This window comes from Streptomyces sp. NPDC043878 (assembly GCF_056435735.1).
In genome coordinates, this window is the sequence record NZ_JBWKDW010000010.1 from 63,940 (window position 1) to 80,493 (window position 16,554).

Consider the following 16,554-nt stretch of genomic DNA (forward strand, 5'->3'; position numbering starts at 1 on the left):
CGTCCGCTGCCACCAGGCCCACGGCGGCCGGGCCCGCGCCGCCTCCACCGCCGGGTTCGCCGTGGCCGGCGCCGAGGTCACCGACCTGCTGGAGCGTCACTTCCCGACGCGGAGGCGGTGCGTATCGAGGGCGACCGGATCACCGTACGGCTGCGGCCGTTGGAGCGGTGACCCTGCGGCTGAAGCGGGCCTGAGCGTGGGTCGCGGGTCCGGTTCAGGGCGCGAGCTGGGCCCGCAGCCACTCCTCGACCTCGCCGACGTGCGCGGCCGCCGCCGCGCGCGCCGCCTCCGGGTCGTGCGCCACCAGGGCCCGGTGGATCGCGGCGTGCTCGCGGCGGGTGCGGGCGAACGCGCCCTCCTCCTGGTAGCCGCGCCACACGCGGGCGCGGAAGGTGCGCGAGGAGAGGCCGTCCAGGATCGCGGCCATGGTGTCGTTGCCGGCGGCCGTCGCGATCTCGCGGTGGAAGGCCAGGTCGTGCGCGAGGATCTCCTCCGGGTCGTCGGTGGCGTTCATCGCCGCCAGGTGCTTCTCGACCTCGGCCAGCTGGTCCGGGGTGATCCGCGCCGCGGCCAGCGCGGTCGCCGTCGACTCCAGGATGCGGCGCACCTCCAGGAGTTCCACCAGCCGCGGCCCGCGGGACAGGTCGGCCACCACCCCGAAGGTCTCCAGCAGGTCGCCGGCCTCCAGCTGGGTCACGTAGATGCCCGAGCCGTGCCGGGCCTCCAGCACGCCCAGCACGGTGAGCGCGCGGATCGCCTCGCGCATCGAGCTGCGGGAGATGCCGAGCTGGGCGGCGAGATCGCGTTCGGTGGGCAGCCGCTGGCCCGGTTCGAGGGAGCCGTCGCGGATCAGCGCCTTGATGCTGTCGATGGCCCGCTGGGGCACGGTGCCCTTCTGCGGAGCGGGTCCGGTCGGTGTCTCCCCGGCCAGGTTCTCGTCCACGCCACTCCTTCGGTCGCCGGTGCGCCGCAGTCTAACCGCCAAGGTGGTCGGACCACTACTGCCGAAAATCGCGAAAATCTGCCGTCGAAGGGTGTTCTTCAACGGAAGTGGTCTGATAAATATGCCGTCATCTGCTCGATCACGCTCGATGAGGAGCTGACAGGATGTCCGGCAGCACGGTGCGGAACGAACGGCGAAACAGACGACTCACCTCATGGGCGGTACGGACGACGGCTGCGGCCGGCGTCGCCGCCCTCGCGCTCACGGGATGCGGCAGCACCAAGGACAGCGGCTCGGCCGGCACCTCCGGCGGCGGCACCGGCAAGGTCGGAGTGATCCTGCCCCTGCTGACGTCGCCGTTCTGGCAGTCGTACAACGACTACGTGCCCAAGATGGCGAAGTCGGAGGGCGTGGAGGCGCTGAAGACGGTCAACTCCAACAGCGACCCCTCCCAGCAGATCACCGACATCAACAACGAGCTCAACCAGGGGGTCAAGGGCCTGGTCGTCGCCCCCCTGGACAGCGCCGCCATCGAGGCCGGCCTCGACCAGGCCGAACGCAAGGGCGTGCCCGTGGTCGCGGTCGACGTGGCACCCGACAAGGGCAAGGTGGCCATGGTGGTCCGCGCCGACAACGTGGCCTACGGCGAGAAGGCCTGCCAGTACCTCGGCAAGCAGATACCGTCCGGCAAGGTCGTGCAGATCATGGGCGACCTGGCCTCGGTCAACGGCCGGGACCGCTCCGAGGCGTTCCGCGCCTGCGTGAAGAAGAACTTCCCGAAGCTGAAGGTCCTGGAGATCCCCGCCAAGTGGGAGTCCGACACCGCGGCCTCCAAGCTCGACACCCTGCTCAACGCCAACCCCGACCTCAAGGGCATCTACATGCAGGCGGGCGGCGTGTACCTCGCGCCGACCCTGCAGACCCTCAAGTCGAAGGGGATGCTGAAGAAGGCCGGCCAGTCGGGCCACATCACGATCATCTCGAACGACGGCATCCCGCAGGAGTTCGACGCCATCCGCAAGGGCGAGATCGACGCGACCGTCTCCCAGCCCGCCGACACCTACGCCAAGTACGGCATGTACTACATCAAGGCGGCCATGCAGGGGAAGACCTTCAAGCCCGGCCCGACCGACCACGGCTCGACGATCGTCAAGCTGCCCAGCGGCATCCTCGAGGACCAGCTGCCCGCCCCGCTGGTCACCAAGGACAACGTCGACGACTCCGAGTTGTGGGGCAACACGGTCAAATGAGCACGCCACTGGTAGAAGCCCGGGACATCGTCAAGCGGTACGGCGCCACCACCGCCCTCGCCGACGGCCGGCTCACCGTCCTGCCCGGCGAGTCCCACGCTCTGGTCGGCCGCAACGGCGCCGGCAAGTCCACCCTGGTCACCCTCCTCACCGGCCTCCAGGCGCCCGACGAGGGCACGGTCCACTTCGACGGCCGGCCCGCGCCCCCGCTCGCCGACCGCGACGCCTGGCGCCGCAAGGTGGCGTGCGTCTACCAGAAGCCCACCGTCGTACCCGAACTGACGGTCGCGGAGAACCTGTTCATCAACCGGCAGCCCGTCTCCCGGGCCGGCGTCATCAGCTGGCGCCGGCTCAAGGACCGGGCCGTCGAACTCCTCGACACCTGGGACGTGCGGGTCGACCCGGAGGCCCGCACCTCGGACCTGAAGGTCGAGGACCGCCAGATGGTGGAGATCGCCCGGGCGCTGAGCTTCGGCGCCCGGTTCATCGTCCTCGACGAGCCGACCGCCCAGCTCGACAACCGGGAGATCGAGCGGCTCTTCACCCGCATGCGCACCCTGCAGGAATCCGGCGTCACCTTCCTGTTCATCTCCCACCACCTCCAGGAGGTCTACGAGGTCTGCCAGACCGTGACGGTCCTGCGCGACGCCCGCTGGATCATCACGGCACCGGTCGCCGAACTGCCCAGGGCGGCCCTGGTGGAGGCCATGGCCGGGGAGAGCATCCAGGTCATCGAGACCGTCGCCGAACAGGCCGTACGCGACCGGGAGGCCCGCGAGGCCGCCCCCGTCCTGCTGGACGCCCGCGGGCTCACCTCGGACGCCTACACGGACGTCGACCTCACCGTCCGGCGCGGCGAGGTCGTCGGCCTCGCCGGGTCCAGCGCCAGCGGCAAGATCGAACTCGCCGAGTCCCTCGCCGGACTCCGCACCCCCGGTGGCGGCACCGCCCAACTGGACGGACAGCGGCTGCCGTTCGGCGACGTACAGGCGGCCCTGAAGGCCGGCGTCGGCTGCGTCCCCCGGGACCGGCACGACCAGGGGCTCGTCTCCGGCATGACCGTGGGCGACAACACCACCCTCAGCGTCCTGGACCGGCTCGGCCGCTTCGGGTTCGTCGGCGGCGACCGCAAACGGCGGCTCGCCACCGACCTGATCGACCGCCTCGACATCCACACCGAGGGCCCCGGCCAGCCCGTCTCGGACCTGTCCGGCGGCAACGCGCAGAAGGTCGTCATGGCCCGTGCCCTCGCCTCCGACCCCCGCCTGCTCGTCCTCATCAACCCCACCGCGGGCGTCGACGTGAAGTCGAAGGAATCCCTGCTCGCCCGGGTGGACGGGGCCCGTGAGGACGGCACCGCCGTACTCGTCGTCTCCGACGAACTCGACGATCTCAGACGCTGCGACCGCGTCCTCGTCCTCTTCCACGGCCGCGTCGTCGCCGAACACCCGGCGGGCTGGCGCGACCACGAGCTGATCGCCTCCATCGAAGGAGTGGACCATGGCTGACACCAAGGCGGCCCCGCCGCTCGCGGCCGTACGCGCCCTGGCCCCCGGCTCGGCCAGAACGGTCATGCTGCGGCGGGCCCGCGAACTCGCCCTCGTACCGGCCCTGTTGCTGCTGATGGTGCTCGGCGCGGTCGTCAACGACTCGTTCCTCACCGAACGCAACCTGATCTCCATCCTCGGCGCCTCCGCCGCCCTCGCGATGGTGGTGCTCGCCGAGTCGCTGGTCCTGATCACCGGCAAGTTCGACCTGTCCCTCGAATCGGTCGTCGGCATCGCGCCCGCCGTGGGCGCGCTCCTGGTCCTGCCGGCCGCCCAGTCGGGCTGGGGCACGGAACTGTCCGCCCCGCTCGCGCTCGTCGCGGTGCTGGTCGTCGGCGCGGCCGTCGGCGCCTTCAACGGGGTCCTCGTCGTGAAGTTCAAGCTCAACGCGTTCATCGTGACGCTCGCGATGCTGATCGTGCTGCGCGGTCTGCTGGTCGGCGCGACCAAGGGCAAGACGCTGTTCGGCATGCCCGACAGCTTCTACTCCCTGGCGACCACCACCTTCCTCAACGTTCCCATGTCGGTGTGGCTCGCCGCGGCCTCCTTCGCGGTGGCCGGGTTCGTGCTCAGGTACCACCGCGTGGGCCGCGCGCTGTACGCCATCGGCGGCAACGCGGAAGCGGCCCGGGCGGCCGGTATCCGCGTCGAACGGGTGATGCTCGGCGTGTTCGTCGTCGCGGGCGTCCTCGCCTCCGTCGGCGGGATCATGCAGACCGGCTACGTCGGCGCGATCAGCGCCAACCAGGGCAACAACATGATCTTCACCGTGTTCGCGGCCGCGGTGATCGGCGGCATCAGCCTCGACGGCGGCCGGGGCACCATGTTCGGCGCCCTCACCGGCGTACTCCTGCTGGGTGTCGTCCAGAACCTGCTCACCCTCGCCCAGGTGCCGTCCTTCTGGATCCAGGCCATCTACGGCGGAATCATCCTGGTCGCCCTCATGATCGCCCGTGTGACGACGGGTCGCGCCCAGGACTGACGGCGCGCCGTTCCGCGCTGTCCCCGCCCCCGACGGAAAGGCCCTCCGTGTCCCCGACCCCCGCCCGCATCACCGCGGTCGACACCTACGACATCCGCTTCCCCACCTCACGTGAACTCGACGGCTCCGACGCCATGAACCCGGACCCCGACTACTCGGCCGCCTACGTCGTGCTGCGCACGGACGCCGACGGCGGGGAGGCCGAGGGACACGGCTTCACCTTCACCATCGGGCGGGGCAACGAGGTCCAGGTCGCGGCGATCCACGCGCTGCGCCACCACGTGATCGGACGGAGCGTGGCGGAGGTGTGCGACGATCCCGGATCGCTCCACCGGGACCTGATCGGGGACAGCCAGCTGCGCTGGCTCGGACCCGAGAAAGGGGTGATGCACATGGCGATCGGCGCGGTCACCAACGCCGTGTGGGACCTGGCGGCCAAGCGCGCCCGCAAGCCGCTGTGGCGGCTGCTCGCCGAGGCCGAACCGGAGTGGCTGGTCGGCCAGATCGACTTCCGCTACCTCTCCGACGCGCTCACCCCGCGGGAGGCCCTGGACCTCCTGCGGCGCGGGCGCGCGGGCGCCGCCGAGCGGACCGCCCGCCTGCTGGCCGGCGGATACCCCGCCTACACCACCTCCGCCGGCTGGCTCGGCTACAGCGACGAGAAGCTCACCCGGCTCGCCGCCGCGGCGGTCGCCGACGGCTTCCGGCAGATCAAGCTGAAGGTCGGCGCGGACCTGGCGGACGACATCCGGCGCTGCCGGGTGGCCCGCTCGGTCGTCGGGCCGGACATCCGGGTGGCCATCGACGCCAACCAGCGCTGGGACGTCGACGAGGCGATCCGCTGGACCCGGGCCCTCGCCGAGTTCGACCCGTACTGGATCGAGGAACCCACCAGCCCCGACGACGTCCTCGGGCACGCGGCGATCCGCAAGGCCGTCGCCCCGGTGAAGGTCGCCACCGGCGAGCACGTCCAGAACAGGATCGTCTTCAAGCAGCTGCTGCAGGCCGGCGCCCTCGACGTCGTCCAGATCGACGCGGCCCGCGTCGCCGGCGTCAACGAGAACCTCGCCATCCTGCTGCTCGCCGCCAAGTTCGGGGTGCCGGTCTGCCCGCACGCCGGCGGGGTCGGCCTGTGCGAACTCGTCCAGCACCTGTCGATGTTCGACTACGTCGCGGTCACCGGCACCACCGAGGACCGGGTCATCGAGTACGTCGACCACCTGCACGACCACTTCACCGACCCCGTGGTGATCCGCGACGGCCACTACACCGCACCCACCGCGCCCGGCTTCTCGGCCGCCATGCGGCCCGAGTCCATCGCGCGGTACACCTTTCCCGGCGGCACCTTCTGGGCCGCCGACCTCGACGCGAAGAAGGGGCACGCGGCATGAACGACTTCGAGGGCCTCACCGCCCTGGTGACGGGCGGCGCCTCCGGCATCGGCCGCGCCACCGCCGAGCTCCTGGCCGAACGCGGTGCCCGGGTCGCCGTCCTCGACCTGGACCCGGCGCCGGTCGCGAAGCCGCTGCTCGCCTACCGCGCCGACGTCACCGACGACGCCTCGGTGCGCGAGGCCGTGGCGGCGGCCGTAGCCGACCTCGGCGGACTGGACGTGGTCGTCAGCAACGCGGGCATCGGCGCGCAGGGCACCGTCGAGGACAACGCGGACGAGGAGTGGCACCGCGTCCTGGACGTCAACGTGATCGGCATGGTCCGCACGGCGCGGGCCGCGCTGCCGCACCTGCGCCGGTCGGCGCACGCGGCGATCGTCAACACCTGCTCCATCGCGGCCACCGCGGGCCTCCCGCAGCGGGCGCTGTACAGCGCGACCAAGGGCGCCGTGTACTCCCTCACCCTCGCGATGGCCGCCGACCACGTCCGTGAGGGCATCCGGGTCAACTGCGTCAACCCCGGTACGGCGGACACCCCGTGGGTCGGGCGGCTGCTGGACGCGGCGGGGGACCCGGCGGCCGAGCGCGCCGCCCTGGAGGCCCGCCAGCCCACCGGCCGGCTCGTGACGGCCGCCGAAGTGGCGGGCGCCATCGCCTACCTGGCGAGCCCCCTGTCCGGCGCCACCACCGGTACCGCGCTCGCCGTCGACGGCGGCATGCAGGGCCTGCGGCTGCGCCCGGTGGACCGGTGAGCACGCTCGGCCGCAGCGGCGTCCGCGTCAGCCCGCTCGCCCTCGGCGGCGCCGCCATCGGCAACCTGTTCACCGAGGTCACCGAGGAACAGGCGCACCAGGCCGTGACGGCGGCCTGGGAACGGGGCATCCGCTACTTCGACACCGCGCCGCACTACGGCCTCGGCCTGTCCGAACGCCGCCTCGGCGCCGCCCTGCGCGAGCACCCCCGTACGGCCTACACGGTGTCCACCAAGGTGGGCCGCCGCCTGGAACCCTCCGCGGACGGCGGCGACGACCTCGCGAACGGCTTCGCCGTGCCCGCCACGCTGCGCCGGGTGTGGGACTTCAGCGCCGACGGGGTACGCCGCACCCTGGAGGCCGCCCTGGAGCGGCTCGGCCTCGACCGCGTCGACGCCGTCTACCTCCACGACCCCGACGACCACGCCGAAGCGGCCTTCCGGGAGGGCTACCCGGCGCTGGAGAAACTCCGCGCGGAGGGCGTGGTCGGCGCGATCGGCGCGGGCATGAACCAGGCGGAGATGCTCACCCGGTTCGTCCGGGACACCGACGTCGACGTGGTGCTGTGCGCCGGCCGCTACACCCTGCTCGACCAGCGGGCCCTGACCGACCTGCTGCCCGCCGCCGAGGAACGCGGCACCTCGGTGGTCATCGGCGGCGCCTTCAACTCCGGCCTGCTGGCCGACCCGCGACCCGGCGCGACCTACGACTACGCGGCGGCTCCGCCCGGAATCCTGGACCGCGCCCTGCGCCTGAAGGAGCTCGCCGGCCGGCACGGCACCACGCTGCGGGCCGCCGCCCTCGCCTTCTGCGCCGCCCCGCCCGCCGTCGTGAGCGTCCTGGTCGGCGCCCGGTCGGCGGCCGAAGTACGCGACTGTGCCGAGCAGTTCGCGCGTCCCGTGCCCGCCGCCTTCTGGCAGGAGGCCCGCGACACGGGCCTGCTGCCGCCGGACGCCCCCGTACCCGCCGAGGAGCCGTCATGAGGATCGCCCTGCACACCCGGGTCCGCGCCGACCGCGTCGCCGAGTACGAGGCCGCCCACCGCGAGGTCCCGGAGGAACTCACCGACGCCATCCGCGCGGCCGGCGCGACCTCCTGGACCATCTGGCGCAGCGGTACCGAGCTCTTCCATCTCATGGAGTGCGCGGACTACGCCCGGCTGCTCGCCGAACTGGAGAAGCTCCCGGTCAACGTGGCCTGGCAGGCCCGCATGGCCGGTCTGCTGGACGTGGCGCACGACTACTCCGGCGAGGGCGCCGACGCCGGTCTGCCGGTCGTCTGGGAGCTGCCGTGACCGTCGACGCCCACCACCACGTGTGGGAGCTGTCCGTGCGGGACCAGGACTGGATCGGTGCGGGCGACCCGCTGCGCCGCGACTTCACCCTCGCGGATCTCGAACCCGAGGCCCGCGCGGCCGGCGTGGACCGCACGGTCCTCGTCCAGACGGTCACCGTGCCCGAGGAGACCCCGGAGTTCCTGTCGCTGGCGGCCGGGCACGCGCTGGTCGCCGGGGTGGTCGGCTGGACGGACCTCACGCGTCCGGGTGTCGCCGACGAACTCGCCCGGCTGCGGGAACTGCCCGGCGGCCGGTATCTCAAGGGCGTCCGCCACCAGGTCCAGGGCGAGCGCGACCCGCGATGGCTGCTGCGCCCGGACGTACGCCGCTCTCTCGCCGCCGTCGCCGACGCGGGGCTCGTCTACGACCTGGTCGTGCTGCCCGGCCAGCTCCCGGCCTGCGCCGAGGCGGCAGCCGCCCTGCCCGGACTCACCTTCGTCCTGGACCACCTGGGGAAACCACCCATCGCGTCCGCCGCGCTCGAACCCTGGGCGTCCGGCGTGCGCGCCCTCGCCGCCCTGCCCAACACCGTCTGCAAGCTCTCCGGCATGGTCACCGAGGCCGGTCCCGCCGCCCGGAGCGCCGGCGACCTGCGGCCGTACGCGGACGTCGTCCTGGAGGCGTTCGGCCCGCGGCGGCTGATGTTCGGCTCGGACTGGCCGGTGTGCACCCCGCTCGCCTCGTACGCGGAAGTCCTCTCCCTGGCGCAGGAGTTGACCGCCGGCCTGGACGAGACGGACCGCCGCCGGATCTTCGAGACCACCGCCGCCCGCGTCTACGACCTCTGAGCCGCCCCCGCCAGCCGGGTCGGCGGCAGATACTCCCGCACGAACGTGCGCTCCCAGCACGCGCCCGTCTCCCGCAGTTCGCGCCAGGTCGTGTACCGGTAGCGGAAGAGACGGGCCCGGACGAAGCGCGGCGGCGCGTCCGGCGGGAAGGGGGAGCGGCGCAGCAGCCTCAGCGTGTCCCGGTCGTTCTCCAGCAGCCGCTCCACCAGGGCGGCGAACCAGGGCTCGGCGTACCCGGGCGAGAGCGCCGCGAACCACATCAGCCAGTCCAGTCTCAGGTGGTAGGGCGCGAACTGCCGCGGCCAGCGCCGGGGATCACCGGGCTTGCCCCGGAACTCGTACTCCCGCCAGTCCGATTCCCGCCGCGGGACCTCGTCGTCGGTGCCCTCGACGACCACCTCGTACCGGACCCGGCTGACGGTGCCGAACGCGCCGTAGGTGTTGACCAGATGCAGCGGGTCGAAGGAGCGGTTCATGACCTGGCGGCGGGAGAGCATGTTGCGCACCGGACGGTGAGCGAGCCCCAACAGCAGCGCGGCGACCGCCAGGACCACGATCTCGTACCACAGCGGGGGCTCCGGCAGGGACCGCCCGGCGGACGGGAGCCGCAGCGCGGGCAGGGCCAGCACGACGGTGATCCAGTTCAGCCAGGCGAAGTTGCCCGACAGCACCAGCCACAGCTGGGTGACGATCATCAGGCAGGCGGCCGCCGAGGCGAGCGGCTGCGGCGCGAACAGCAGGAAGGGCACCACGAGCTGGGTGACGTGGTTGGCGGCTGCCTCGACCCGGTGCAGAGGCCGGGGCAGATGGTGGAAGAACCAGCTCAGCGGGCCCGGCATGGGCTGCGTCTCGTGGTGGTGGTCGAGGCAGGTCAGGTTCCGCCAGCACGCGTCTCCGCGCAGCTTGATCAGACCCGCGCCGAACTCCACCCGGAACAGGACCCAGCGCAGCAGGAACAGCACGACGACCGGCGGGGCCACGTCGTCGTTGCCGAGGAACACGGCGACGAAGCCCGTCTCCAGGAGCAGCGACTCCCAGCCGAAGGCGTACCAGGTCTGCCCCACGTTGACGACGGACAGATACAGCGCCCACGGCACCAGCCACAGCAGCATGCCTCCCCACAGCGGCAGCCGGGAGTCGAGACCGGCCGCCAGCGCCGCCGACACCGCGCAGCCCGTCCAGGCGCACAGCGCGAAGAAGCGGTCGGTGTAGTGGAGCTGGAAGAGACTCGGGGCGCTGCGGAACGGCACCCGCGCGGTGAACCGGGGGACCGGCAGCATCCCGCGGGTGCCGATCAGCGGGCGGAACTGGAGGGCCGCCGCCAGGAACGCGATCAGGTACAGCCCGGCCAGAGCCCGCTGGAGGACCAGCCGGCTCAGCCAGTAGTCGGATGCGGTGAACCAGTCCACGAAGGCGCGCTCCTCTTCTCCGGTGTGGCACGGGAACCGGATGTCACTCTGCGTCCATTTCGCCTCCGTTTGCGTAACCGAGGGGGGTGCGGCAGAAAATGGTGACGAACCGCCCAACGACCGAAGTGCGATGAAGTGGGAGAACGTGGTGCGCATACCCACCGGAACCGCCGTCACCGCCTGCGCGCTCTCGGCGGCACTCCTCCTCGCCGGCTGCGGCGGCGCGAGTGGCCGGGACGCGAACGCACGCGGCCGGGACGCGAAGCCGGGCGGCGAACTCCGCTCCGACCCGGCCGCCGCCTCCGACCTGGCCCCCGCCCCCGGCCCGGATGCCGGCTCGGAGTCCGGCCCCGGTGCCGGCCCGGACTCCGGTAGGGGCGCCCCGACCGCCGTGCCGGCCCTGCCGTCCCTCGTCACCCGAACGCCGCAGCCGCCGGCGGCCGAGGCCGACGTACCGGACTGCGCTGCCCCGGGGACCGCCCAGCCGTCGGCACCCGGCACCCTCGACACGTCGCCGTCCCTCGCTCCGGGCCCGCGAAACCACCGGTCCGGGCCCGCTCCCGATCCGGCGACCGAGGACGGGACCGCCGGGAACGCGTCCGCCGGGAACGCCTCCGCCGGGAACGCGTCCGCCGGGAACCCGACCGTCGAGGATCCGACCGGCGAGGACCCGATCCCGGCGGACGACCTCACCGCGATCGAGACCGCCGAGACCGCAATCGAGACCGCCGAGACCGCCGAGACCGGCACCGGCCCCGGGGCCGCCGTGACAGGCACCGGGAGCGCCGAGACCGGAACCGCCATTGACGGGCCCCCCGGTGACGAAGCCGCCGCCACCCCCTGCGAACCCGACTCGCCGCTGGGTCTCTCGGACGAGATCGGTCCCGACCGTGTCCCGGAGATCCCCGACCTGCGGGACGGCGGGGGACTGGTTCCGGACGCGGATCCGGTGACCGGGGACGCCGTTTCCGGCACCCCCGCCGACCTCTCCGACGGCTGATCCCGGACCCCGCCAGATGAACCGCGTGTTTGGTTTTCCCAGTCGAATAATCGGACTAACCCTGGCAAGGTGGGCCCCATGGCTGATCGGGGAGCGAGCGCCCTGGCACTCCCGGACGACTGGCCCGCCCACCCGGATCCGATCCTGGCGCTCAATCGGATGGGCAGCTTCGACTGGGACCTCGACAGCGGCCTGTTCCACATGGACGCCCAGGCCCACGAGGTCTTCGACCTGCGCCCGGAGGAGTACGACGACCACCCCGCCACCCTCGCCGTCCGGGTCCCCGCCGCGGAGGCGACCCGGCTCGACGCGCTCGTCGCCCAGGCCATGAAGGACGGCAGCGAGAACTACGGGACGTACTTCCGTATCCGCTGCCGCGACGGCTCGCTGCGCTGGACGCACACCCAGGGCTACATCCGCCGGGACAGCACGGGCCGGCCGCGCCGGATCGTCGGCATCCTCCGCGACGCCACCCAGGAGCTCGACGACATCCTGTCCCGGCGGGAGCAGGCCGAACAGGACGAGGCCCGGCGCCGGCAGACCAACGTCGTACAGCTCACCACGGCGGCCCTCGCGCACGCCCGCACCGTCCAGGACGTCATCGACGTCCTCAAGGACACCCACGGCCTCACCCACCTCGGCGCCACCAGTCTCGTCATGGGACTGGTCGAGGCGGGCCGGATCAGACTGGTCGCCGACGGGCCCGAGGGCGCCTTCGTGCCCGGCACCGACGTCACCCGGATCGACGAGCCCTACCCGATGAGCGAGGTCGTACGGACCCTCACCCCCCGCTTCATCGAGTCACCCGAGGAGTTCGCCGAGCGCTATCCGATCCTGTGGCCGCATCTCACCGGCCTGGACATCACCGCGGCCGCCTACCTGCCGCTGATCGCCGAGGCCCGGCCGATCGGCGCCATGGGCCTGCTCTACAACGACCGGCGCGGGTTCTCGGCCGAGGACCGCAACGTGCTGATCGCCCTCGGCTCCAGCATCGCGCAGAGCCTGCAACGGGCCATGTTCCACGAGCAGGACAAGGACCTCGCCACCGGCCTCCAGCAGGCCATGCTGCCCCGCGCCATCCCCCGGGTGCCGGGCGCCGACATCGCGGTCCGCTACCGTTCCGGCTCCCTCGGCAGGGACATCGGCGGCGACTGGTACGACGTGATCCCGCTGCCGGGCGGCCGGGTCGGCGCCGTCATCGGTGACGTGCAGGGGCATGACACGCACGCGGCGGCCGTCATGGGCCAGTTGCGCATCGTGCTGAAGGCGTACGCCGCCGAGGGCCACACCCCGGCCACCGTGATGGCCCGCGCCTCCGTCTTCCTGCACGAACTCGACACCGACCGCTTCGCGACCTGCCTGTACGCGGAGGCCGACCTGACCACAGGGGTCGTCCAGGTGGTGCGGGCCGGTCACATCGACCCGCTGATCAGGCAGCCCGACGGCACCTGCCGCCGGCTGTCCGTGGCGGGCGGCCTCCCGCTGGGGCTGTCCGCGGAGTTCGGCCGCCTGGACTACCCCGTCGCCACCGTCGAACTGGACCCCGGCCACACACTGGTGCTGTGCACGGACGGCCTGGTGGAACAGCCCGGCGCCGACCTCGACGACGGCATGCGGACCCTCACCGCGCTCATCGCCACCGGCCCCGACGACGTACGGGACCTCGCCGACCGGCTGATCGACGTGGCCGAGGAACGCGGCGGCGACGACGACGTGGCGCTGCTCCTGCTGCGCCGGCTCGGCCCGGACGCCCCGCGGCCCGTCGGCCGGCTCCAGCAGCATGTGGCGCCCGGTGACGCCGAGGCCCTGACCGAGGCCCGGCACATGATCCGCGCCGCTGTGCGCGCCTGGGGCGCCCGGGACCGCGCCGACGAGATCGAACTGGTCGCCGACGAGCTGATCACCAACGCGCTGATCCACACCGAGGGCGCCTCGGTGGTCACCCTCCGGGTCCTCACCGGCCGCGAGCGCAGGCTGCGGGTCGACGTCGAGGACTCCTCCAGCGCGCTGCCCCGGCGCCGCGAGGCGGGGGATTCCGGTGTCTCGGGGCGCGGCCTGCTCCTGGTCGACCTGCTCGCCGACCGCTGGGGCGTGGAGGCGCGGGGCAGCGGCAAGTGCGTGTGGTGCGAGTTCCGGGTGGCGGAGCCGGACTGAGGCCGGCCGCCGGCGGTGGCACTCTGGACGTATGCCGGAACTTCCCGAGGTCGAAGCGCTCAAGGACTTCCTCACCGAGCACCTGACAGGTCTGCGGATCGTGCGGGTGCTGCCCGTCGCGATCAGCGTCCTGAAGACGTACGACCCGCCGGTCACCGCCGTCGAGGACCGGGTGGTCACCGCCGTGCAGCGCTACGGCAAGTTCCTCGCCCTGCGGACGGACGGCGCCCCGTACCTCGTGACCCACCTGGCCCGGGCCGGCTGGCTGCACTGGAAGGACCGGCTCCCCGACGGCCCGCCCCGCCCCGGCAAGGGACCCCTCGCGCTGCGCGTGGCCCTGGAGACCGGCGCGGGCTTCGACCTGACGGAGGCGGGCACCCAGAAGCGCCTGGCCGTCTACGTCGTACGGCGGCCGCAGGAGGTCCCCGGTGTGGCGCGCCTGGGTCCCGACCCGCTCGCCGAGGACTTCGACGAGGCCCGGCTCGCGGAGCTGCTGAAGGGGGAACGGCGCCAGATCAAGGGCGCCCTGCGCGACCAGGGGCTGATCGCGGGTGTGGGCAACGCGTACAGCGACGAGATCCTGCACGCCGCCAGGATGTCCCCGTTCAAGCCGACCTCGGCCCTCACGCCGGAGGAGATCCGGGGCCTGTACGGGGCGCTGCGCACCACGCTCACCCAGGCGGTGGAACGCTCCCGGGGGGTGGCCGCGGGGCGTCTGAAGGCGGAGAAGAAGAGCGGCCTGCGCGTGCACGGCCGGACGGGCGAGTCCTGCCCCGTGTGCGGTGACACGATCCGCGAGGTGTCCTTCAGTGACTCCTCGCTCCAGTACTGCCCCACCTGCCAGACGGGCGGCCGGCCCCTCGCGGACCGGAGGATGTCCAGACTGCTCAAGTAGCCCGCGCGGCAACCGCGTCGGGGGAGGTGGGGCTACTTCGACGGGAGGGTCACCAGGTGCTCGCCGGTCCGGGTGCGGACCTCGTAGCGGGCGATCTGGTCGGGGTGCATGGTGGCGCTGCCCCGCATGGTGTTGGGGCGGGCGTCGTGCGTGGGCACGTTCCAGTTGGTCACCGTCTGCTCGGAGCCGTCGCGGCCGACCGCGATCAGCTGGCAGGTGCGGGGGCCGGCACCGTCCTTGATCTCGAGCTGCACATCGCTGCCGTAGTCCTCGTCCGCGGCGGTGACCTGCGCCCACACGCCCGACTTCGCGTCGGTCGCCGCGACCTGTACGGCCGACTCCGGGCCGCCCGTCGTCATCGCGAGCCCCGACCCGGACACCGCGATCACCACCGAGGCGGCCAGCGCGAAGAGCATCCGGCGGCGCCCCGCCCGGTGCCGTGCGGCCACCTCGCCGAGGAGCCGGTCCAGCAGCCTGGGGCCGGGCTGGGTCATGGGATGCACGGAACGCGGCGTGGCCCGCCGGTAGAGCATCATCTGGCGGGTGACGGGCCCGAACTCGGTCACGTGTGCCGCGCATTGCGGGCACTCCATGAGATGGTCCTCAAAGCGGAAGGCCTCCGCCTCGTCCAGCACGCCGAGCGCGTACGCGCCGACGTCGCGATGCCTTTCCTGGGACCTCATGCCGAATCCTCGTGCCGTTGGGTGTGGGTGGGGTTACTCCTTGCTCCCACCGGTACGCACGAGGCTGCCGAATCACTCAAGCCGCGTACCGAATCGCAACCTGGGGATTCGGAGCGGCCCGGGCCGCGGATTGGTGTGCGGGGAAACGAATCTAGAAGAGGTGGATGGCGAGGTGTCCGAGGGGCAGCCCGAGCTGCCACGCGGGCGTCCACACCTTCGGTCCCTCGTCCTCGCCGGCCACCGCGCCGCCGCCCGGCACCGCGTCCAGGTCGGGCGCGAGCAGCTCCGTCTCCTCCAGCCAGCGCCAGGCCGCCTCGGCCAGTTCCAGGTCGGCGGACGGTCCGCCGGAGGTGGCCGCGGCGGCGGCCAGCGCGGCCGTGCGCTCGCGCACCCAGTCCTGCCACGGCTGGTCGTAGGCCGTGAGCGACAGCCAGGTCTCCAACTGGGTGACGACCTGGATGCCGTCGAGTTCGCCCTCGGTGTCGGCGAGGAAGATGGTCAGCGCCAGGGCGTCACGCCCGGCCCGGAACTCGAAGGACGTCGGTGGCATGAGGTCACCGGTCCGCAGCAGTTCGTCGGCGATGTACTCGGCGTAGAACCAGGCCATGGGGACGGTGAGTTCGCCTTCGCCGGCGCCGTCCGTACTGTCGTGACCTCTGTGCAGCATCCCTTCCTGCCTTCCTCCGGTGCGTGCGCGTCGCCCGACCCCGGGCTCCATCCGGAACACGGATGAGGACAGCCGATTACCCAACCGGGGTCCTCAGCAAGGCGCTTTACCGAGGTTTGACTCAGGCGTGAGTTTCATCGCAGGTCGGCAGCGTAACCGGGAAGGACCCGGCGCAGGGCGCGCAGCGCGTAGTACGCGCGGGACTTCACGGTACCGGGCGGAATCCCGAGGGCCGCCGCGGCCTCCGCCACACTCGCCCCCTGGAAGTACACGAGCACCAGGACTTCACGGTGTTCCGGCGTGAGTGTCTTCACAGCCTCGCGCACGTCGAGGGTCGCGGCCGCCCGTTCGGCGTGGTCGGCGCAGACCCGCGCGTTCTCCAGGACGGCGTCGCCGACCTCGGCGGGCCGCGCCTGCCGGGCCCGCCGCGCGTCGATCGCGAGCCGCCGCCCCACGGTGAGCAGCCACGGCCGTACGGACTCGAAGGCGTCCGCGCGCAGTGCCTCGGGGTGCTGCCAGGCGCGGACGAGTGTCTCCTGGACCAGGTCCTCGGCGCGCTGGCGGTCGCCGTCGCACAGCCTCAACAGCAGCGCGAACAGCGGCCGGCCGTGCTCGCGCTGCAGCGCGGCGAGCTCGTGGTCGGCGGTCGTCCCGGTCTCGGTGAGGGTGGTTCCGGCCGTCATGGCCGTATGCCATCCCAGGGTGCGGGTTCTGGACAGGGCGGGTGCACGGGTCTGCGGCGGACGGTCGATCGCGT

The 16,554-nt window shown here is 72.5% G+C and carries 16 protein-coding genes and 1 pseudogene; 12 read left to right on the plus strand and 5 right to left on the minus strand.

Features of this window, described 5'->3' with window-relative positions:
• Nucleotide 1: 1 nt before the first annotated feature.
• A pseudogene (locus AC07AZ_RS15910) lies at nt 2–194 on the plus strand (glycosyl hydrolase-related protein); the annotation flags it as partial.
• Nucleotides 195–214: 20 nt separating this feature from the next.
• On the opposite strand, the gene AC07AZ_RS15915 reads toward AC07AZ_RS15910, so the two are convergent.
• Entirely contained in the window at nt 215–943 is a 729-nt protein-coding gene (locus tag AC07AZ_RS15915; RefSeq protein WP_478847932.1) for a FadR/GntR family transcriptional regulator, read from the minus strand.
• Between the two features lie 164 nt (nt 944–1,107).
• Between AC07AZ_RS15915 and AC07AZ_RS15920 the strand changes: the two genes are divergently transcribed.
• From AC07AZ_RS15920 to AC07AZ_RS15955, 8 genes are read left to right on the plus strand one after another with little or no spacing between them, the layout of a single operon-like run.
• The gene (locus AC07AZ_RS15920) at nt 1,108–2,193 is read left to right on the plus strand and encodes a sugar ABC transporter substrate-binding protein (protein WP_478847934.1); all 1,086 of its coding nucleotides are present in this window, start codon (nt 1,108–1,110) and stop codon (nt 2,191–2,193) included.
• Nucleotides 2,190–3,701 carry a sugar ABC transporter ATP-binding protein gene (locus AC07AZ_RS15925; protein WP_478847936.1) on the plus strand — a complete coding sequence of 504 codons (1,512 nt, stop codon included), beginning with the start codon at nt 2,190–2,192 and terminating at the stop codon, nt 3,699–3,701. Before AC07AZ_RS15920 ends, AC07AZ_RS15925 begins: the two co-directional genes overlap by 4 nt.
• Entirely contained in the window at nt 3,694–4,722 is a 1,029-nt protein-coding gene (locus AC07AZ_RS15930; RefSeq protein WP_478847938.1) for an ABC transporter permease, read from the plus strand. The genes AC07AZ_RS15925 and AC07AZ_RS15930 overlap by 8 nt, the downstream gene beginning before the upstream one ends.
• 47 nt (nt 4,723–4,769) lie before the next feature.
• Nucleotides 4,770–6,113, plus strand: coding sequence for an L-fuconate dehydratase (locus AC07AZ_RS15935; RefSeq protein WP_478847940.1), 1,344 nt, complete (start codon nt 4,770–4,772; stop codon nt 6,111–6,113).
• Nucleotides 6,110–6,865, plus strand: a complete 756-nt coding sequence (locus AC07AZ_RS15940) for an SDR family NAD(P)-dependent oxidoreductase (RefSeq protein ID WP_478847942.1) — start codon at nt 6,110–6,112, stop codon at nt 6,863–6,865. Before AC07AZ_RS15935 ends, AC07AZ_RS15940 begins: the two co-directional genes overlap by 4 nt.
• Complete coding sequence (locus AC07AZ_RS15945; RefSeq protein ID WP_478847944.1) at nt 6,862–7,848, plus strand: aldo/keto reductase; 987 nt, start codon at nt 6,862–6,864, stop codon at nt 7,846–7,848. Before AC07AZ_RS15940 ends, AC07AZ_RS15945 begins: the two co-directional genes overlap by 4 nt.
• Complete coding sequence (locus AC07AZ_RS15950; RefSeq protein WP_478847946.1) at nt 7,845–8,159, plus strand: L-rhamnose mutarotase; 315 nt, start codon at nt 7,845–7,847, stop codon at nt 8,157–8,159. Before AC07AZ_RS15945 ends, AC07AZ_RS15950 begins: the two co-directional genes overlap by 4 nt.
• Nucleotides 8,156–8,989 carry an amidohydrolase family protein gene (locus AC07AZ_RS15955; RefSeq protein ID WP_478847948.1) on the plus strand — a complete coding sequence of 278 codons (834 nt, stop codon included), beginning with the start codon at nt 8,156–8,158 and terminating at the stop codon, nt 8,987–8,989. The genes AC07AZ_RS15950 and AC07AZ_RS15955 overlap by 4 nt, the downstream gene beginning before the upstream one ends.
• Here AC07AZ_RS15955 and AC07AZ_RS15960 read toward each other — a convergent pair.
• A complete protein-coding gene (locus tag AC07AZ_RS15960; protein WP_478847950.1) occupies nt 8,977–10,398 on the minus strand; it encodes a lipase maturation factor family protein in 1,422 nt (473 codons plus the stop codon). The two genes, AC07AZ_RS15955 and AC07AZ_RS15960, sit on opposite strands and share 13 nt — an antisense overlap.
• Nucleotides 10,399–10,528: 130 nt before the next feature.
• Between AC07AZ_RS15960 and AC07AZ_RS15965 the strand changes: the two genes are divergently transcribed.
• The 3 genes from AC07AZ_RS15965 to AC07AZ_RS15975 all read left to right on the plus strand — a co-directional run bounded on the left by AC07AZ_RS15965 (nt 10,529) and on the right by AC07AZ_RS15975 (nt 14,447).
• Nucleotides 10,529–11,398, plus strand: coding sequence for a hypothetical protein (locus tag AC07AZ_RS15965; protein WP_478847952.1), 870 nt, complete (start codon nt 10,529–10,531; stop codon nt 11,396–11,398).
• A gap of 78 nt (nt 11,399–11,476) precedes the next feature.
• A complete protein-coding gene (locus AC07AZ_RS15970) occupies nt 11,477–13,552 on the plus strand; it encodes a SpoIIE family protein phosphatase (RefSeq protein ID WP_478847954.1) in 2,076 nt (691 codons plus the stop codon).
• A 31-nt stretch (nt 13,553–13,583) separates the two neighbouring features.
• The gene (locus AC07AZ_RS15975; RefSeq protein ID WP_478847956.1) at nt 13,584–14,447 is read left to right on the plus strand and encodes an Fpg/Nei family DNA glycosylase; all 864 of its coding nucleotides are present in this window, start codon (nt 13,584–13,586) and stop codon (nt 14,445–14,447) included.
• Between the two features lie 32 nt (nt 14,448–14,479).
• Here the strand turns inward: AC07AZ_RS15975 and AC07AZ_RS15980 are convergent, their stop codons facing one another.
• From AC07AZ_RS15980 to AC07AZ_RS15990, 3 genes are all read right to left on the minus strand, one after another.
• Nucleotides 14,480–15,130 (minus strand): zf-HC2 domain-containing protein, encoded by a 651-nt coding sequence (locus tag AC07AZ_RS15980; protein WP_478847957.1) that lies wholly within the window; start codon nt 15,128–15,130, stop codon nt 14,480–14,482.
• 151 nt (nt 15,131–15,281) lie between these two features.
• Nucleotides 15,282–15,797, minus strand: coding sequence for a hypothetical protein (locus AC07AZ_RS15985; protein ID WP_478847958.1), 516 nt, complete (start codon nt 15,795–15,797; stop codon nt 15,282–15,284).
• A 134-nt stretch (nt 15,798–15,931) separates the two neighbouring features.
• The gene (locus AC07AZ_RS15990) at nt 15,932–16,480 is read right to left on the minus strand and encodes a sigma-70 family RNA polymerase sigma factor (RefSeq protein WP_478847960.1); all 549 of its coding nucleotides are present in this window, start codon (nt 16,478–16,480) and stop codon (nt 15,932–15,934) included.
• Nucleotides 16,481–16,554: the final 74 nt, after the last annotated feature.

Excerpts from the sequence above, each read along its gene's own strand:
- AC07AZ_RS15985 (WP_478847958.1), bottom strand. The coding sequence starts at position 15,797 with ATGCTGCACAGAGGTCACGACAGTACGGACGGCGCCGGCGAAGGCGAA.
- AC07AZ_RS15920 (WP_478847934.1), top strand. The coding sequence starts at position 1,108 with ATGTCCGGCAGCACGGTGCGGAACGAACGGCGAAACAGACGACTCACC.
- AC07AZ_RS15925 (WP_478847936.1), top strand. The coding sequence starts at position 2,190 with ATGAGCACGCCACTGGTAGAAGCCCGGGACATCGTCAAGCGGTACGGC.
- AC07AZ_RS15965 (WP_478847952.1), top strand. The coding sequence starts at position 10,529 with ATGAAGTGGGAGAACGTGGTGCGCATACCCACCGGAACCGCCGTCACC.
- AC07AZ_RS15940 (WP_478847942.1), top strand. The coding sequence starts at position 6,110 with ATGAACGACTTCGAGGGCCTCACCGCCCTGGTGACGGGCGGCGCCTCC.
- AC07AZ_RS15930 (WP_478847938.1), top strand. The coding sequence starts at position 3,694 with ATGGCTGACACCAAGGCGGCCCCGCCGCTCGCGGCCGTACGCGCCCTG.
- AC07AZ_RS15970 (WP_478847954.1), top strand. The coding sequence starts at position 11,477 with ATGGCTGATCGGGGAGCGAGCGCCCTGGCACTCCCGGACGACTGGCCC.
- AC07AZ_RS15980 (WP_478847957.1), bottom strand. The coding sequence starts at position 15,130 with ATGAGGTCCCAGGAAAGGCATCGCGACGTCGGCGCGTACGCGCTCGGC.
- AC07AZ_RS15950 (WP_478847946.1), top strand. The coding sequence starts at position 7,845 with ATGAGGATCGCCCTGCACACCCGGGTCCGCGCCGACCGCGTCGCCGAG.
- AC07AZ_RS15975 (WP_478847956.1), top strand. The coding sequence starts at position 13,584 with ATGCCGGAACTTCCCGAGGTCGAAGCGCTCAAGGACTTCCTCACCGAG.
- AC07AZ_RS15990 (WP_478847960.1), bottom strand. The coding sequence starts at position 16,480 with ATGACGGCCGGAACCACCCTCACCGAGACCGGGACGACCGCCGACCAC.